At 68.0% G+C, this 14,858-nt stretch carries 16 protein-coding genes; 10 read left to right on the top strand and 6 right to left on the bottom strand.

Features of this window, described 5'->3' with window-relative positions:
• Positions 1-821: 821 nt before the first annotated feature.
• The gene (dnaA, locus tag ACZ7LU_RS23530; protein WP_471917909.1) at positions 822-2,690 is read right to left on the bottom strand and encodes a chromosomal replication initiator protein DnaA; all 1,869 of its coding nucleotides are present in this window, start codon (positions 2,688-2,690) and stop codon (positions 822-824) included.
• A gap of 367 nt (positions 2,691-3,057) precedes the next feature.
• Between dnaA and rpmH the strand changes: the two genes are divergently transcribed.
• From rpmH to ACZ7LU_RS23485, 9 genes are all read left to right on the top strand, one after another.
• Positions 3,058-3,195, top strand: coding sequence for a 50S ribosomal protein L34 (rpmH, locus tag ACZ7LU_RS23525; protein WP_003949374.1), 138 nt, complete (start codon positions 3,058-3,060; stop codon positions 3,193-3,195).
• Positions 3,196-3,216: 21 nt separating this feature from the next.
• The gene (gene rnpA, locus ACZ7LU_RS23520; RefSeq protein ID WP_471917908.1) at positions 3,217-3,588 is read left to right on the top strand and encodes a ribonuclease P protein component; all 372 of its coding nucleotides are present in this window, start codon (positions 3,217-3,219) and stop codon (positions 3,586-3,588) included.
• Positions 3,585-3,941 carry a membrane protein insertion efficiency factor YidD gene (yidD, locus tag ACZ7LU_RS23515; RefSeq protein WP_398301854.1) on the top strand — a complete coding sequence of 119 codons (357 nt, stop codon included), beginning with the start codon at positions 3,585-3,587 and terminating at the stop codon, positions 3,939-3,941. Before rnpA ends, yidD begins: the two co-directional genes overlap by 4 nt.
• A gap of 3 nt (positions 3,942-3,944) precedes the next feature.
• Positions 3,945-5,270 (top strand): membrane protein insertase YidC, encoded by a 1,326-nt coding sequence (gene yidC, locus ACZ7LU_RS23510; protein WP_398301852.1) that lies wholly within the window; start codon positions 3,945-3,947, stop codon positions 5,268-5,270.
• 14 nt (positions 5,271-5,284) lie between these two features.
• Positions 5,285-5,800: a protein jag gene (locus ACZ7LU_RS23505; RefSeq protein WP_398301850.1), complete on the top strand. Its 516-nt coding sequence runs from the start codon at positions 5,285-5,287 to the stop codon at positions 5,798-5,800.
• A 115-nt stretch (positions 5,801-5,915) separates the two neighbouring features.
• Complete coding sequence (rsmG, locus tag ACZ7LU_RS23500; RefSeq protein ID WP_362988243.1) at positions 5,916-6,632, top strand: 16S rRNA (guanine(527)-N(7))-methyltransferase RsmG; 717 nt, start codon at positions 5,916-5,918, stop codon at positions 6,630-6,632.
• Positions 6,633-6,918: 286 nt separating this feature from the next.
• On the top strand, positions 6,919-7,995 hold the full coding sequence (locus ACZ7LU_RS23495; RefSeq protein WP_398301848.1) for a ParA family protein: 1,077 nt from the start codon (positions 6,919-6,921) through the stop codon (positions 7,993-7,995).
• Entirely contained in the window at positions 7,992-9,107 is a 1,116-nt protein-coding gene (locus ACZ7LU_RS23490) for a ParB/RepB/Spo0J family partition protein (RefSeq protein ID WP_468562010.1), read from the top strand. The genes ACZ7LU_RS23495 and ACZ7LU_RS23490 overlap by 4 nt, the downstream gene beginning before the upstream one ends.
• Positions 9,108-9,416: 309 nt before the next feature.
• Entirely contained in the window at positions 9,417-10,034 is a 618-nt protein-coding gene (locus ACZ7LU_RS23485; RefSeq protein WP_398301844.1) for a GNAT family N-acetyltransferase, read from the top strand.
• A gap of 10 nt (positions 10,035-10,044) precedes the next feature.
• Here the strand turns inward: ACZ7LU_RS23485 and ACZ7LU_RS23480 are convergent, their stop codons facing one another.
• On the bottom strand, positions 10,045-11,019 hold the full coding sequence (locus ACZ7LU_RS23480; protein ID WP_471917907.1) for a helix-turn-helix transcriptional regulator: 975 nt from the start codon (positions 11,017-11,019) through the stop codon (positions 10,045-10,047).
• Positions 11,020-11,154: 135 nt separating this feature from the next.
• Here ACZ7LU_RS23480 and ACZ7LU_RS23475 point away from each other — a divergent pair, with 135 nt between their 5' ends.
• The gene (locus ACZ7LU_RS23475; protein WP_471918133.1) at positions 11,155-11,550 is read left to right on the top strand and encodes a RidA family protein; all 396 of its coding nucleotides are present in this window, start codon (positions 11,155-11,157) and stop codon (positions 11,548-11,550) included.
• 94 nt (positions 11,551-11,644) lie between these two features.
• On the opposite strand, the gene trxA is transcribed toward ACZ7LU_RS23475, so the two are convergent.
• From trxA to sigM, 4 genes are all read right to left on the bottom strand, one after another.
• Positions 11,645-11,977 (bottom strand): thioredoxin, encoded by a 333-nt coding sequence (trxA, locus tag ACZ7LU_RS23470; protein WP_398301840.1) that lies wholly within the window; start codon positions 11,975-11,977, stop codon positions 11,645-11,647.
• Positions 11,978-12,021: 44 nt separating this feature from the next.
• Positions 12,022-12,999, bottom strand: a complete 978-nt coding sequence (trxB, locus tag ACZ7LU_RS23465) for a thioredoxin-disulfide reductase (RefSeq protein WP_471149074.1) — start codon at positions 12,997-12,999, stop codon at positions 12,022-12,024.
• Positions 13,000-13,171: 172 nt separating this feature from the next.
• A complete protein-coding gene (locus ACZ7LU_RS23460; protein WP_471917906.1) occupies positions 13,172-14,119 on the bottom strand; it encodes an anti-sigma factor family protein in 948 nt (315 codons plus the stop codon).
• A complete protein-coding gene (gene sigM / locus ACZ7LU_RS23455) occupies positions 14,116-14,850 on the bottom strand; it encodes an RNA polymerase sigma factor SigM (RefSeq protein ID WP_468091712.1) in 735 nt (244 codons plus the stop codon). The genes ACZ7LU_RS23460 and sigM overlap by 4 nt, the downstream gene beginning before the upstream one ends.
• Positions 14,851-14,858: the final 8 nt, after the last annotated feature.

The following is a 14,858-nucleotide window of genomic DNA, read 5'->3' as shown; positions in this document are numbered from 1 at the left end:
GCACTGACAGTCGGTGCCTGTCGGGGTCAAGTCGTGCCGAGCGGTGTCGGAGCTCCGGAGCGAGAGTTGTGCACAGCCCCAGCTTCGAAACCATTTCCCCGGTCTCTCTAGTCGGGAGTAGTAGTAGGGGCTGTGGAAACCGTGGATAACCGCGAAAGCGCTGGTCAGGCCCGGTTTTTTATCCACTGAGCCTGTGGGCGGTGCCGGTGGACAACCAGGTGTTTCTGTGGACGGGCGAAAGTTCTGCACACCCGGTGCACAGGCAGGGGCCACTTCTCCCCAGCGCTGTCCCCAGCTTTACCCAGCTTCCCCACAGGCCAACCGACCACCTTGGTGTGACGCCTTTCACTCGACCCGGTGAGAAGGCGCGTCGCGTTGCCGAACAGTGGACAGGCGTGTGGAGAAGCTGGGGAAAGCTGGGGACAACGAGCCCGAGCCTGTGGGCCGCCGGTGGACAACTTCATGCACAGCCTGTGGACGAGATTTTTCTCCACAGCCTGTGGAGAGTCTCCGTCCACGAATCCACAGACCCCTGACCTGGCCTGATGATCTCTCAGCAGCGTCCCCTGTGGACAGCGTCTGGACAACTTCCCCCTCCCCAGGGTGTGGAAGGGAAAAAGTCGGCAGATCTGTGGAGAACAGCCGTCTGAGCAGGGGAAATCGAACAGCGAAGACCCGAACGTGCGCGTGCGAAGACCCGACCGCCCGCCTCCGAAGCCCCGAACACGCCCGTACGAAGACCCGCACACGCGCGTGCCGACATCAAAAAGGCGCCCCAGGAGGAGTCCTGGAGCGCCTTCAGTGGCGTTCTACGGAGGCTGTCAGCCGTTCTTGATGCGGTTGGTGAGCTCGGTGACCTGGTTGTAGATGGAGCGCCGCTCAGCCATCAGCGCGCGAATCTTGCGGTCCGCGTGCATGACCGTCGTGTGGTCGCGGCCGCCGAACTGCGCGCCGATCTTCGGCAACGAGAGGTCGGTCAGCTCCCGGCACAGGTACATGGCGATCTGGCGCGCCGTCACCAGCACGCGGCTGCGCGAGGATCCGCACAGGTCGTCCACCGTCAGCCCGAAGTAGTCGGCCGTCGCCGCCATGATGGCCGGCGCGGTGATCTCCGGAGCCGCGTCCTCACCGCCCGGGATGAGGTCCTTGAGGACGATCTCGGTGAGACCCAGGTCCACGGGCTGCCGGTTGAGCGACGCGAACGCGGTGACCCGGATCAGCGCGCCCTCCAGCTCACGGATGTTCCGAGAGATGCGCGACGCGATGAACTCCAGGACCTCCGGCGGGGCGTTGAGCTGCTCCTGCACCGCCTTCTTACGGAGGATCGCGATACGCGTCTCCAGCTCCGGCGGCTGGACGTCGGTGATCAGTCCCCACTCGAAGCGGTTGCGCAGCCGGTCCTCGAGGGTGACCAGCTGCTTGGGCGGCCGGTCACTGGAGAGCACGATCTGCTTGTTCGCGTTGTGGAGCGTGTTGAAGGTGTGGAAGAACTCCTCCTGCGTCGACTCCTTGTCCGCGAGGAACTGGATGTCGTCGACGAGCAGGATGTCCATCTCACGGTAGCGCTTGCGGAAGCTGTCGCCCTTGCCGTCGCGGATGGAGTTGATGAACTCGTTGGTGAACTCCTCCGAGCTCACGTAGCGCACGCGCGTGCCGGGGTACAGGCTGCGGGCGTAGTGCCCGATCGCGTGCAGCAGATGCGTTTTGCCGAGCCCCGACTCTCCGTAGATGAAGAGGGGGTTGTACGCCTTCGCGGGTGCCTCGGCGACAGCCACCGCGGCCGCGTGCGCGAAACGGTTCGACGCACCGATGACGAAGGTGTCGAAGAGGTACTTCGGGTTGAGGCGCGCGGTGGGCTCACCGGGGCCCGTAGCGGGCGCCGGCTGCGCGGCCAGCGGCCCGGGGGCGCCGCTCGACGAGGTGGGGCCGACCGGCCCGCCCCGGTGGACGCCGCCGCCACGCGGCCCGCCGTGCGACTCGGACATGTCGTGACGCTCGCGCCGGTCCTGCGGCTCGGGACGCCGCTGCTCGTACGGCGAACGGTCCTGCGGGGGCTGCGAGCGGTAGTCGTGCTGCGGCTGCTGGACCGGGTTCGCGTACGGATCACGGTCGGGGAAGCCGAGCCGCGGCTGCTGCCAGCCGTAGTCGTCCTGCGGCTGCTGCTGCGGCCAGGCGCCGGGGCTCGGGCGCTGGTACTCCGGGTAGGCCGGGCGCGCGGTCGGCAGCTGGTCCGACCGGGAGTCGCCCTGGTGCTCGTCCCCGGGGCGCCGTCCGTAGTTCTCGTACGTCTCACGCCCCTGCCCGGAAGCGGGCGGCAGCTCCTGCTCTTCGTAGCGCTGCTGCTGGTGATTGTGCTGTTGCTGCTGTGTGTGCTGGTGCTGCATGGGCGGCGCCGGCGGGCCCGACGGTTCACCGACGGAGTCGTCGACGGTGATGGCGATGCGGATCGGACGCCCGCATTCGCGGCTCAGCGTCTCGCTGACCACCGGGGCCAGCCGGCCTTCCAGTACGCCTTTGGCGAATTCGTTCGGAACGGCGAGCAGGGCGGTGTCGGCGACGAGGGCCAGGGGCTGGCAGCTCCGGAGCCACCGCTCGTCCTTCGCCTCGACTCCCTGCCCGCGGCCCTCACCCAGCAGATGTTCCAGAACTCGTGGCCACACTGCGGCAAGATCGGCAGGTACGTCAGCCACAGGGCACGCTCTCTCACGGGGTCCCACGAACGTGTGGTTCGCGGGACGGAAATCGGGATGGGGAGGGGGAAGGGAACGAATCGGAGTTCCGTCACGGTAGTCAGGGCGACGGCTGCGGTTCAAGTTGTTGTCCACAGGCTGTGCACAGTGTCTCCCCTCGACGGCCGGTTTGACCGGATGGCGTAGCCCCGCGTACCGTGACCAGGTCGAGTTGTCGATGGCTGCTGCCGCCTGCCTCCGATGGGCAAAGATCACGATCTGTGATTGTGAAGCGGTGCACTCGGTGCGTATTCGCGAGCTTCTCGTGGGCGCACGGTGACAGCCAGGCGATGTCCCGCCACCAACGAATCATTTCTGGAGCCCCCGAGTGAGCAAGCGCACCTTCCAGCCGAACAACCGTCGTCGCGCCAAGACCCACGGCTTCCGGCTGCGCATGCGCACCCGTGCCGGCCGCGCGATTCTCGCGTCCCGCCGTGGCAAGGGTCGCGCCCGCCTGTCCGCCTGATCTCGATCAGGTCATGACGTCGTGCTGCCTACCGAGCATCGGCTGAGGCGGCGCGAAGACTTCGCGACCGCGGTACGCCGAGGACGCCGGGCCGGACGCCCGCTTCTCGTCGTCCATCTACGTAGCGGTGCAACGGACCCGCACGTGCCAGGGGAGAACCTTCCCCCGACACGTGCGGGTTTCGTCGTGAGCAAGGCCGTGGGTGGAGCGGTCGTGCGCAACACCGTGAAGCGCAGACTCCGTCACCTCATGCGCGACCGGTTGGCCCTGATGCCCCCCGGTAGCCTGGTAGTAGTACGAGCGCTGCCCGGAGCGGGTGACGCCGACCATGCACAGCTGGCCCGAGACCTGGACGCCGCCTTGCAGCGGCTGCTGGGAGGGGGCGCGCGATGAAGTACCCGCTGCTGGCTCTGATCAAGCTGTACCAGTGGACGATCAGTCCGCTTCTGGGCCCGGTGTGCAAGTACTACCCATCGTGTTCCCGTTACGGCTACCTGGCCATCGACCGGCACGGTGCGATCAAGGGCACGGCGCTCACCGGCTGGCGCATCCTGCGGTGCAATCCGTGGTCGCTCGGTGGTGTCGACCATGTTCCGCCGCGCAAGCGTCCGCGGTGGCACGAGATGCTGCGCGCCGCCTGGCGCGAACGCAAGGGCGGGCCCTCCGCCGCAGGCGCGCCGACCGGGGAGATCTCCCCGGGGACGGCCGCCGAGACCGAGACCCCGTCCCATGCTCAAGGAGCCTGATTAGTGGACACGATTGCCAGTCTCTTCAGCTTTATCACGACACCAGTTTCGTGGGTCATCGTCCAGTTCCACTCGGTGTACGGGAAGCTCTTCGGCCCCGACACGGGCTGGGCCTGGGGCCTGTCCATCGTGTCCCTGGTGATCCTGATCCGGATCTGCCTGATCCCGCTCTTCGTGAAGCAGATCAAGGCCACTCGGGCGATGCAGACGCTGCAGCCCGAGATGAAGAAGATCCAGGAGCGCTACAAGAGCGACAAGCAGCGCCAGTCCGAAGAGATGATGAAGCTGTACAAGGAGTCGGGCACCAACCCGCTCTCCTCGTGCCTTCCCATCCTGGCGCAGTCGCCGTTCTTCTTCGCCCTGTACCACGTGCTCAACGGCATCGCGACGGGCAAGGAGATCGGCGTCATCGACGGCGATCTCCTGGAGAGCGCGCGTAAGGCGCACATCTTCGGGGCCCCGCTGGCCGCGAAGTTCATGGACAGCGCCGACAAGGTCGCCTCGCTCGGTGCCACGCTGACCGACGTCCGCGTGATCACCGCCCTCATGATCGTCCTGATGTCGGCCTCGCAGTTCTTCACCCAGCGCCAGCTGATGACGAAGAACGTCGACACCACGGTCAAGACGCCGTTCATGCAGCAGCAGAAGATGCTGATGTACGTCTTCCCGATCATGTTCGCCATCTTCGGCATCAACTTCCCCGTCGGTGTCCTCGTCTACTGGCTGACCACCAACGTGTGGACCATGGGCCAGCAGATGTTCGTGATCCGCCGGAACCCCACCCCGGGCTCCAAGGCCCAGGCCGCCTTCCTGGAGCGCCTGCAGAAGCAGGTCACGCACAACAAGAAGGTGCGCGGGCGCGGCAACACGAACGTGATCAAGGCGATCGTCGCCAAGGGCCGGGACCGCAACGAGTTCGAGCGGAAGTTCATCAACGGTCTGACCAAGGCGGGTCTCGCGGCCCAGGCCGACGGCACCGTGGTGGAGAGCGACAACTCCGTCGTCACCGAGACCGAGGACGGCACTCCCGTCGGCGGTGCCCCGAAGCGCCAGCAGCCCAAGCGCCAGAGCAAGTCCAAGCGCCAGGCCGCTCCCACGCAGGCCGCGGGCGGTGCCACCAAGGCGGAGGAATCCGCCGACGCGAAGACGTCGCTGGAGAAGACCACGGCCGAGCCCGCGGGCGACTCCGACGCCTCCCCCCAGACCAAGCAGGCCGGTGGCAACAACAAGCAGGGCAACAAGCCCGGCTCCGGTCAGCGCAGCCGTGCCAAGTCGGGACAGCAGCGCAAGGGCCAGCAGCGGCCCAAGCACCCGTCCTCCAAGAAGTAGAAGGAGCCCATCCCGTGACGGAAGGCACCACCACCTCCGCCGCAGCTGAGGCCGGCGACACCCTCACCCGCCTCGAGCAGGAGGGGGAGATCGCGGCGGACTACCTCGAAGGTCTGCTGGACATCGCCGACCTCGACGGTGACATCGACATGGATGTCGAGGCCGACCGTGCCGCTGTGTCGATCATCAGCGACAGCGACAGCCGTGACCTGCAGAAGCTGGTCGGCCGTGACGGTGAGGTTCTGGAGGCCCTCCAGGAGCTCACGCGTCTCGCCGTGCACCGTGAGACCGGTGACCGCAGCCGCCTGATGCTGGACATCGGGGGCTACCGCGCCAAGAAGCGCGAGGAGCTCTCGGAGCTGGGTGCCAAGGCCGCGGCCGAGGTGAAGAGCAGCGGTGAACCGGCCAGGCTCGAGCCGATGACGCCGTTCGAGCGCAAGGTCGTGCACGACGCGGTCAAGGCCGCCGGCCTGCGCAGCGAGTCCGAGGGCGAGGAGCCGCAGCGCTTCGTCGTCGTACTCCCCGCCTGATCGCGCCCCAGCGTTTTCCGGCCCCGTCTGTTCGCAGGCGGGGCCGGTCTTTGTCAGCCTGATAGACAGCCACCGACAGACAGCAACCCCAGTGCGGTACGGAAGGACGGTCCCCGTGACGGAGGCAGCGGAGCTCCCCCCGGCGCCGGAAGAAGCCCGGACGGTATTCGGTGATCGCTTCTCGGACGCGGTCCGCTACGCGGAACTGCTGGCCGACGCGGGGGTCCAGCGCGGCCTGATCGGCCCTCGCGAAGTACCGCGGCTGTGGGAGCGACACCTGCTGAACTGCGCCGTGCTCTCCGAGGTCGTGCCCGAGGGCGTCACGGTGTGCGACGTCGGCTCCGGTGCCGGACTGCCGGGCATCCCGCTGGCCCTTGTCCGGCCGGACTTGAAGATCACGCTCCTTGAGCCGTTGCTGCGACGCACGAACTTCCTCACCGAAGTCGTCGAGCTGCTCGGTCTCGACCATGTGACGGTCGTGCGGGGCCGGGCCGAGGAAGTGCTCGGCAAGCTCCCTCCCGTCCATGTGGTGACCGCGCGGGCCGTGGCTCCGCTGGACCGCCTGGCGGCCTGGGGTGTCCCGCTGCTGCGTCCGTACGGGGAGATGCTGCTCCTCAAGGGAGATACCGCCGAGGAAGAGGTCAAGGCGGCAGGCGCCGCCCTGAGCAAGCTCGGCGCCGTGGACACCTCCGTGCTGCATGTTGGTGAGGGAGTGGTGGACCCGCTGTCCACCGTCGTACGGGTCGAGGTCGGCGAGAGCCCCGGTGGTGTGCGCTTCGCGGCGAAGCGGGCCAAGGCCGCTCGCACCGGACGCACGCGCCGTCGCCGCTGAGCCTCTGCGGTCAACCGTCATTGATCCGTCCTGACGACGAGCCGTACTCCACAAAAGCTGTCAAACGTACGCATACCGGGGTGTCGCACCAGCGGCACCCCGGCTTCCGTGCATCGTGTTTCACGTGAAACGTCGCTCACTGCTGCATGGCATCATCAATCGCGGCCGCGCTGCGGAACCTCGCGACCGTCGGCCACTCGGTTCCCTCGATAAGGGCACGGAGTTGTCCACAGAGGTGGATTCATCCACAGAAGACCGGGCCTCGCTGGTTCATGACCCTCAAAGCATGGGAGGCTCTGTTCATTGCGAGCCTGATGTCGAGGAGAGTGAATCGTTGCGGTCCGACGCCAACATCGCGGGACCGATGACCGATCCGGTCCCCGGTCCCCGAACCGAATCGGCGGGGGAGGATGTTTCACGTGAAACACCGACCCCGATGGACGACACACCCATCGGTCGTGCTGCCCAACTGGCGGTGGAAGCACTCGGCCGCGCAGGCGAGGGCCTGCCCCGCCCCGAGCAGACCCGCGTCATGGTGGTCGCCAACCAGAAGGGCGGGGTGGGCAAGACGACGACCACCGTCAATCTCGCCGCCTCGCTCGCCCTGCACGGCGCACGCGTCCTGGTGATCGACCTCGACCCGCAGGGCAACGCCTCTACAGCTCTCGGTATCGACCACCACGCCGAGGTCCCGTCCATCTACGACGTACTGGTCGAGAGCAAGCCGCTCGCCGGGGTCGTTCAGCCGGTGCCTGATGTCGAGGGTCTCTTCTGCGCCCCGGCCACCATCGATCTCGCCGGTGCGGAGATCGAGCTCGTGTCACTGGTGGCGCGGGAGAGCCGGCTGCAGCGGGCCATCCAGGCGTACGAGCAGCCGCTGGACTACATCCTCATCGACTGCCCGCCGTCGCTGGGCCTGCTGACGGTCAACGCCATGGTGGCGGGCGCGGAGGTGCTGATCCCCATTCAGTGCGAGTACTACGCACTGGAGGGGCTCGGCCAGCTCCTGCGCAACGTCGACCTGGTGCGGGGTCACCTCAACCCGAACCTGCATGTGTCGACGATCCTGCTCACCATGTACGACGGCAGGACCCGGCTCGCCTCCCAGGTGGCGGACGAGGTGCGCAACCACTTCGGCGACGAGGTCCTGCGGACGAGCATCCCGCGGTCGGTCCGTATCTCCGAGGCCCCGAGCTACGGCCAGACGGTGCTCACCTACGATCCAGGATCGAGCGGCGCCCTTTCGTACTTCGAAGCAGCACGCGAGATCGCGCTGCGCGGAGTCGGAGTGCGCTACGACGTCCAGCACGCCCACACGGGCGCTCAGAACGACCAGCACAGCATGACGGAGGGGATGCAGTGAGTGAGCGACGCAGAGGACTGGGGCGAGGCCTCGGTGCCTTGATCCCTGCAGCCCCGACGGAGAAGCAGGCCCCGCAGAGTGCGAGCGGAGCCTCCACGTCTCCCTCGGCGGTGCCGGTGCTGACCGCCGAGCGAGGTGTGGCGGCCGCGAAGGTGACGGCACTCCCGCAGAGCCCTGTTTCACGTGAAACGGTGGAGCCGCCGCAGCAAGCCGCGGAGGCGCCGGAGAGCCAGTCAGTGGCCGGCGCGTACTTCGCCGAGCTGCCGCTCGACTCCATCTCCCCCAACCCGCAGCAGCCGCGAGTGGTCTTCGACGAGGACGCTCTCGCCGAGCTGGTGACCTCCATCAAGGAGGTCGGCCTTCTCCAGCCGGTCGTCGTACGGCAGCTGGGCCCCGCACGCTACGAGCTCATCATGGGCGAGCGGCGCTGGCGGGCCTGCCGGGAGGCGGGCCTGGAGCGCATCCCCGCCATCGTGCGGGCCACCGATGACGAGAAGCTCCTCCTGGACGCGCTGCTGGAGAACCTGCACCGCGCCCAGCTGAACCCGCTGGAAGAAGCCGCCGCCTACGACCAGCTGCTCAAGGACTTCAACTGCACGCACGACCAGCTGGCGGACCGCATCGGCCGGTCCCGCCCGCAGGTCTCCAACACCCTGCGTCTGCTGAAGCTCTCGCCGACAGTGCAGAACAGGGTCGCGGCCGGGATTCTCTCCGCGGGGCACGCCCGAGCGCTGCTCTCCGTCGAGGACTCGGAGGAGCAGGACAGGCTCGCCCACCGCATCGTGGCCGAGGGACTCTCGGTGCGTGCCGTCGAGGAGATCGTGACCCTCATGGGGTCGCGGCCGCAGCGCGCTCCGAAGGCGAAGGGACCGCGTGCCGGTGCCCGGCTGTCGCCGGCGCTGAGCACCCTCGCCACCCGGCTCTCCGACCGGTTCGAGACCCGGGTGAGGGTGGACCTGGGCCAGAAGAAGGGGAAGATCGTCGTTGACTTCGCCTCCCTCGAGGACCTGGAGCGCATCCTCAGCACGCTGGCTCCGGGCGAGGGCCCGGTCCTGAAGAACGGGCTGGCCGAAGACGATTCGGACGAGGCCGCCGAGGGCGACAAGGCCTGACCCACAGAGGCAGCAGCGCCGCGAAAGCGGGCCGTGTCCGGTCTGTACCGGAACACGGCCCGCTCTTTGCTTTCTGGCGGTTTCGATGCAATCTCATCGTGGATACGATGCGTTCAGGTATGGCGCATCCACCTGACGGCACCTCATTGGGGAGGCGGGGGCCATGCGATCGATGAGCCGCACCGGACTGATGACAGCGGGCCTCGGGCTGGGAGCGGTCGGCGGCTTCGTCGGCAGCCTGCTCAAGGAACGCAGCGCGCTGACAGCCGCCCGCAGTGCGGCGGCCGATGGAAGTGAGGAACCGCCTTCATGGGGCGTCGGCTCGTACCGCTCACACTGGACAACCTCCCGGACCTTCCCAAGCGTTGCAGGACCTGCGTCTTCTGGGAGCTGGACCCGGTCAGTGGCGAAGCGGCGGTAAAGGCAGGAACTCCGGACCTGGAGAAGGAGGCGTGGATCTCCGCCGTCCTCCTGGAGTGGGGCTCCTGCGGCCGGGTCGTCTACGTGGACGACGTACCGGTGGGCTTCGTGCTCTACGCACCCCCGGCCTACGTCCCGCGCTCCACGGCGTTCCCCACGAGCCCCGTTTCCCCGGATGCCGTTCAGCTGATGACAGCGTGGATCATGCCCGGCTACCAAGGGCAGGGGCTCGGCCGGGTGATCGTGCAGACCGTCGCCAAGGATCTGCTGCGCAGAGGGTTCAAGGCCATCGAGGCCTTCGGGGACGCGCGGTGGGAGAAGCCGGCGTGCGTGCTGCCCGCGGAGCACCTCCTGGCCGTGGGCTTCAAGACGGTCCGCCCACACCCCTCCTATCCCCGGCTGAGGCTCGAACTGCGTACGACGCTCTCCTGGAAGGAAGACGTCGAGTTGGCGCTCGATCGGCTGCTGGGAGCGGTGCAGAAGGAGCCCGTGCTCCGGCCGCTGTGAACCGAGGACGTCAGGCAGGCGTCCCGTAGCGCTTGGCCATCGCGGCGGCCCGGTCGCGCAAGGTCGTACGCAACGACTCGGGGGACAGGGCTTCCGCGTCCGTGCCGGCCTGCCACAGCGCCCATTCGGCATGACGTGCGTCCTGATAGGTCACCTTCAGCCGCAGCCAGCCGTCCGCTTCGGGTTCTTCCGCGCGGACGGCCAGTGCGGTGTCCACCAGCTCGTCGTGCCGCGCAGGATTCACCCGTAGCAGCACGGTGACGTGGTCGCTGTCGGAGAGGAACTGCGCGGAACGGTCCCGCCAGATCCGGTCCAGGTCGACCCGCGCCGGTCGCTGCGCGGGCTCGGGGAGCTCCTCGGCGGCCGAGATCCGCGACAGCCGGTAGGTGCGGTCCGCGCCGGATCTCGTGGCCAGCAGGTAGGCCCGGTCGCGAACGGTGACCAGGCCGATCGGGTCCACGGTGCGCCACTGTGGCGTCTGGCCGGTGGCCGTGTACTGGATACGCAACTTGCACCCGGCGAGCACGGCCCGCCGAACCTCGATCATCGTGCTGTCGGCCACCTCCTCGGAGACCAGCCGACGGGAGAGCAGATCGACCTCGGGGTCCACGAGGAAGCGCTGGGCCGCGTCACTCGCAGCGGTCCGGTGGTTTTCGGGCAGTGCGTCGACCACCTTCCGCATGGCCGAGGCGAGCGCCGAGCCGAGGCCGAATACCTGCTCGCCGCGCCCTGAACCGGCCGTCAGCAAGGCAAGGGCCTCGTCGTGGTTGAGACCGGTGAGCTCGGTCCGGAAGCCGGGCGCCAACGTGAAACCGCCGTGCCGACCGCGCTCGGCGTAGACCGGGACGCCGGCTGTGGACAGTGCCTCGATGTCGCGCAGCACGGTGCGGGTGGATACCTCCAGCTCGCGGGCGAGCGTGTCCGCGGTCAGCCGTCCTCGCTGACGCAGCAGCAACACCAGCGAGACCAACCGGTCGGCGCGCATGCGGGAACGTTATCGAAATACGTGACCAAGGATGTCGTGAATTGTTGCGAGGCTCTGTGGCACGACGTCGAAGCCGATGGCTGACGAGCCGACGGCCGTACGTACTCCCGTGATGCGGATGGAGCTGACGTGGCAATGGAACGAACGGCGATCAACCCGGTGTCGTGGTCGGTCGAGATGGGGTTCAACCAGGGGGAGGTCGTCTCCGGGCACACCCGGACGCTGTTCATCTCGGGGCAGACCGCGATGAGCGGCGAAGGCAAGCCCCAGCATGAGGGCGACATGGCGGCGCAGTTGGCGCTGAGCGTCGACAACCTGGAGGCGGTGCTCGAGGAGGCCGGCATGTCTCTCGCGAACGTCGTCCGGCTCAACGTCTACACGACCGACGTCGATCTGCTCTTCCAGCACTACGGCGTGCTCGCGGCGCGACTGGGAGCCGCCGCGGTGGCACCGACCACCACGATGCTCGGGGTGACGCGGCTGGCGATCCCGGGCCAGCTGGTCGAGCTTGAGGGGACAGCCGTCGCGTGATGTGACATCGCCGAGGATCCAGCTGCTGAAAGGCGAATGGACCAGCCCCGCAGGGACTGGTCCATTCGTGTTTCACGTGAAACATCGCCACCGACTACTCGGCGATGAAGTCCGCCAGGTCCTTCTCGATGGCCGCCTTCGGCTTGGCGCCGACGATGGTCTTGGCGACCTCGCCGCCCTGGTAGACGTTCAGGGTCGGGATCGACATGACGCCGTACTTGGCGGCCGTGCCGGGGTTCTCGTCGATGTTGAGCTTGACGACCTCGATCTTGTCGCCGTGCTCAGCCGCGATCGCTTCCAGCGAGGGGGCGATCTGACGGCACGGGCCGCACCAGGCGGCCCAGAAGTCCACCAGCACGGGCTTGTCGCTCTTGAGGACGTCTTCCTCGAAGGAGGCGTCCGTCACGTTCTTCAGGTTGCCGGCCACTGCGGGCTCCTCTTTTCTCGGGGTGGTGCGGGGTGGAGTAAGGATCAGACGCTGGCGGTCGGCGTCTTCTCGGGCTCGGGGGCCTCGGCGTCGGACAGCGCCGCGAGGAAACGCTCCGCGTCGAGAGCGGCGGAGCAGCCGGTACCGGCCGCCGTGATCGCCTGACGGTAGGTGTGGTCGACGACGTCGCCGGCGCCGAAGACACCGGTCAGGTTCGTCCGGGTCGAGGGCGCGTCGACCTTCAGGTAACCCTCGTCGTCCAGCTCCAGCTGCCCCTTGAAGAGCTCAGTGCGCGGGTCGTGGCCGATCGCGATGAACAGGCCCGTCACCGGGAGCTCGGACGTCTCGCCCGTCTTCAGGTTGCGCAGCGTCAGGCCGGAGAGCTTCTGCTCGCCCTTGATCTCGGCGATCTCGCTGTCCCAGATGAACTTGATCTTCGGGTCGGCGAAGGCCCGCTCCTGCATCGCCTTGGAGGCGCGCAGGGTGTCGCGGCGGTGCACGATCGTCACGGACTTGGCGAAGCGCGAGAGGAAGGTGGCTTCCTCCATCGCGGTGTCACCGCCGCCGATCACGGCGATGTCCTGGTCCTTGAAGAAGAACCCGTCGCAGGTGGCGCACCAGGAGACGCCGCGTCCGGAGAGGGCGTCCTCGTTCGGCAGGCCGAGCTTGCGGTGCTGGGAGCCGGTGGTGACGATGACGGTCTTGGCGCGGTGCACGGTGCCGGCGGTGTCCGTCACGGTCTTGATCTCACCGGTGAGGTCGACGGCGACGATGTCGTCGGGCACGAGCTCGGCACCGAAGCGCTCGGCCTGGGCCCGCATGTTGTCCATGAGCTCGGGGCCCATGACGCCGTCCTGGAAGCCGGGGAAGTTCTCCACCTCGGTGGTGTTCATCAGCGCACCGCCGGCGGTGACGGCGCCCTCGAACACCAGCGGCTTCAGCGACGCGCGCGCGGTGTAGAGCGCCGCCGTGTAGCCGGCGGGCCCGGAGCCGATGATGATCACGTTACGGACGTCGGTCACGGCTTGATTCCTCGTCTCTGGGGACTGCTGCGTACTGCTGGCGGGTGCCTGTCTCAGGACTCTCACCCCACCCAACGGATCCTACGGGGCTTGCATTCCCGGACGTGTCCGAGCGCACGGAAGTGTGTCAGGACGAGGGTGTCATGGGCCACGAGACGGACGGTCGTGGCCGTCAGCTCTGCGGGTAGGCGTGCGTCGCGAGGACCTTGCCCGCGGTGGGCGAGGACTTGCCCACACAGGCGGCGTCGACGATGTACGCGGACACCTTGGTGCTGTCCGAGTCATGGGGCACCACGACGAGGTAGGCGCGCTTGCCCTCGTACGAGCCCTCTTCGGCAGCGAGTGGCGTTTTGGTCCCGATACCGCGCTGGATGCAGTCCGGCACCTGGACCGTTCGCAGCGGGGAGGTCTTCTTGGGGGACTGCGGGCTGGAGCGGGTGTCGATCTTCCCGGGCTCCTTGACGGAGTTCTTCTTGAGGAGATCCGCGACGCGGCCCTCGAGCTTTTCTTCGGAGAAGGAGTTCGCCGTGTCCCGCCGGTCCGGAGGCGTTCCGGCCGTCCCTCCGGAGTCGCCGCCCATGGTCTGGATCAGCAGCGTGCCGAGGCCGATGGCGGCCGCGGTGAAGACGGCGCCGAGCACCGCGGTGCGTCGGCGTGTGGGACGCAGGCGGCTCCCACGTCCCGGACCGGTGGACGCACGGGAATGTCCTGCGGGACGGTCTCCGGCGCCGGACGGGGTGGAGGCGGGCGTTGTTTCACGTGAAACACGCGCGGCGGCGGGCGCCGGCTCGGAAGCAGAAGGCGCAGCGACAGCCACCGGCTCGGACGCCGTGTTCTCAGAAGGAAGGCCTTCGGGGCTGGTGGAGTCCAGCAGCGCTTCGGCGGCCAGTGCCGCGTCGATGCGTCCAGCGATGTCGTCCGGCATGCGGGGAGGGCCCGGCAGCGTGCCGAGCATGCTCCGGATCTCCTCCAAAGAGGCGTAGACGTCGGCACAGAGCTCGCAGCTGTCCAGGTGCCGTCGCACGTCGCTCGTGCGTGAGGGGGGAAGCAGGCCTTCGGTCAGGTCGGAGATCTCGGCGACGTCCGGGTGCCCGCCCGCCGAGTCGGTCGCGGTTGTCACGCTCGCCCACCTCCGCCCTTCACGGCAGCTGAATCGCTTGGTCCTGTGTCCCGTGGCCCTGCTGCCGGTGGGACGGATGTCCCCTGCGTCCGGTTCCTCGCCGAGCCGGGCTTCTTGCTTCCGTCTGCGGCACCACGGTCCTCGTCGCGCGGAGGCGGCCCCGTACGCAGATGAGTGAGCAGCGGCAACAGTCTGGCTCTGCCGCGCGCGCAGCGGCTCTTGACCGTGCCCGTGGGGATGTCGAGGACGCGGGCGGCCTCGGCCACGGGGTAGCCCTGCATGTCGACCAGCACGAGAGCGGCGCGCTGGTCGTGAGGAAGGGTGCCGAGGGCCTCCAGGAGCTCCCGGTGGAGGTCGCCCCGCTCGACGGGAGCCGCGGCCGACTCCTCCGGCTCCAGGAGCTGCTCGAGGCGTTCGGTGTCGTCGATCGGTGAGGTCTTGCGGGAGGCTGACTTGCGCGCTCTGTCGAGGCAGGCGTTCACGGTGATGCGGTGCAGCCACGTCGTCACGGCGGACTGACCCCGGAACGTGTGCGCCGCGCGGTAGGCGGAGACCAAGGCGTCCTGCACCGCGTCAGCGGCCTCCTCGCGGTCTCCGAGCGTGCGCAGCGCGACAGCCCACAGGCGGTCGCGGTGGCGCCGCACCAGCTCGCCGAAGGCGTCCTTGTCGCCGGCGACATGAGCGGCGAGGAGGTCCTGATCGTTGAGGTCACCGTGCGCGGTGCTGTCCACCGTCGAAC

The sequence above is a fragment of the Streptomyces sp. NPDC039462 genome (assembly GCF_055639375.1).
Note: the sequence above shows the minus strand (reverse complement) of the source record. Positions and strands in the feature narration are given on the sequence as shown.

Bases quoted from the DNA above. Each gene is read 5' to 3' on its own strand.
- yidD (WP_398301854.1), top strand. From the start codon at position 3,585: ATGAAGTACCCGCTGCTGGCTCTGATCAAGCTGTACCAGTGGACGATC.
- ACZ7LU_RS23495 (WP_398301848.1), top strand. From the start codon at position 6,919: ATGGGAGGCTCTGTTCATTGCGAGCCTGATGTCGAGGAGAGTGAATCG.
- ACZ7LU_RS23485 (WP_398301844.1), top strand. From the start codon at position 9,417: ATGGGGCGTCGGCTCGTACCGCTCACACTGGACAACCTCCCGGACCTT.
- ACZ7LU_RS23480 (WP_471917907.1), bottom strand. From the start codon at position 11,019: ATGCGCGCCGACCGGTTGGTCTCGCTGGTGTTGCTGCTGCGTCAGCGA.
- ACZ7LU_RS23475 (WP_471918133.1), top strand. From the start codon at position 11,155: ATGGAACGAACGGCGATCAACCCGGTGTCGTGGTCGGTCGAGATGGGG.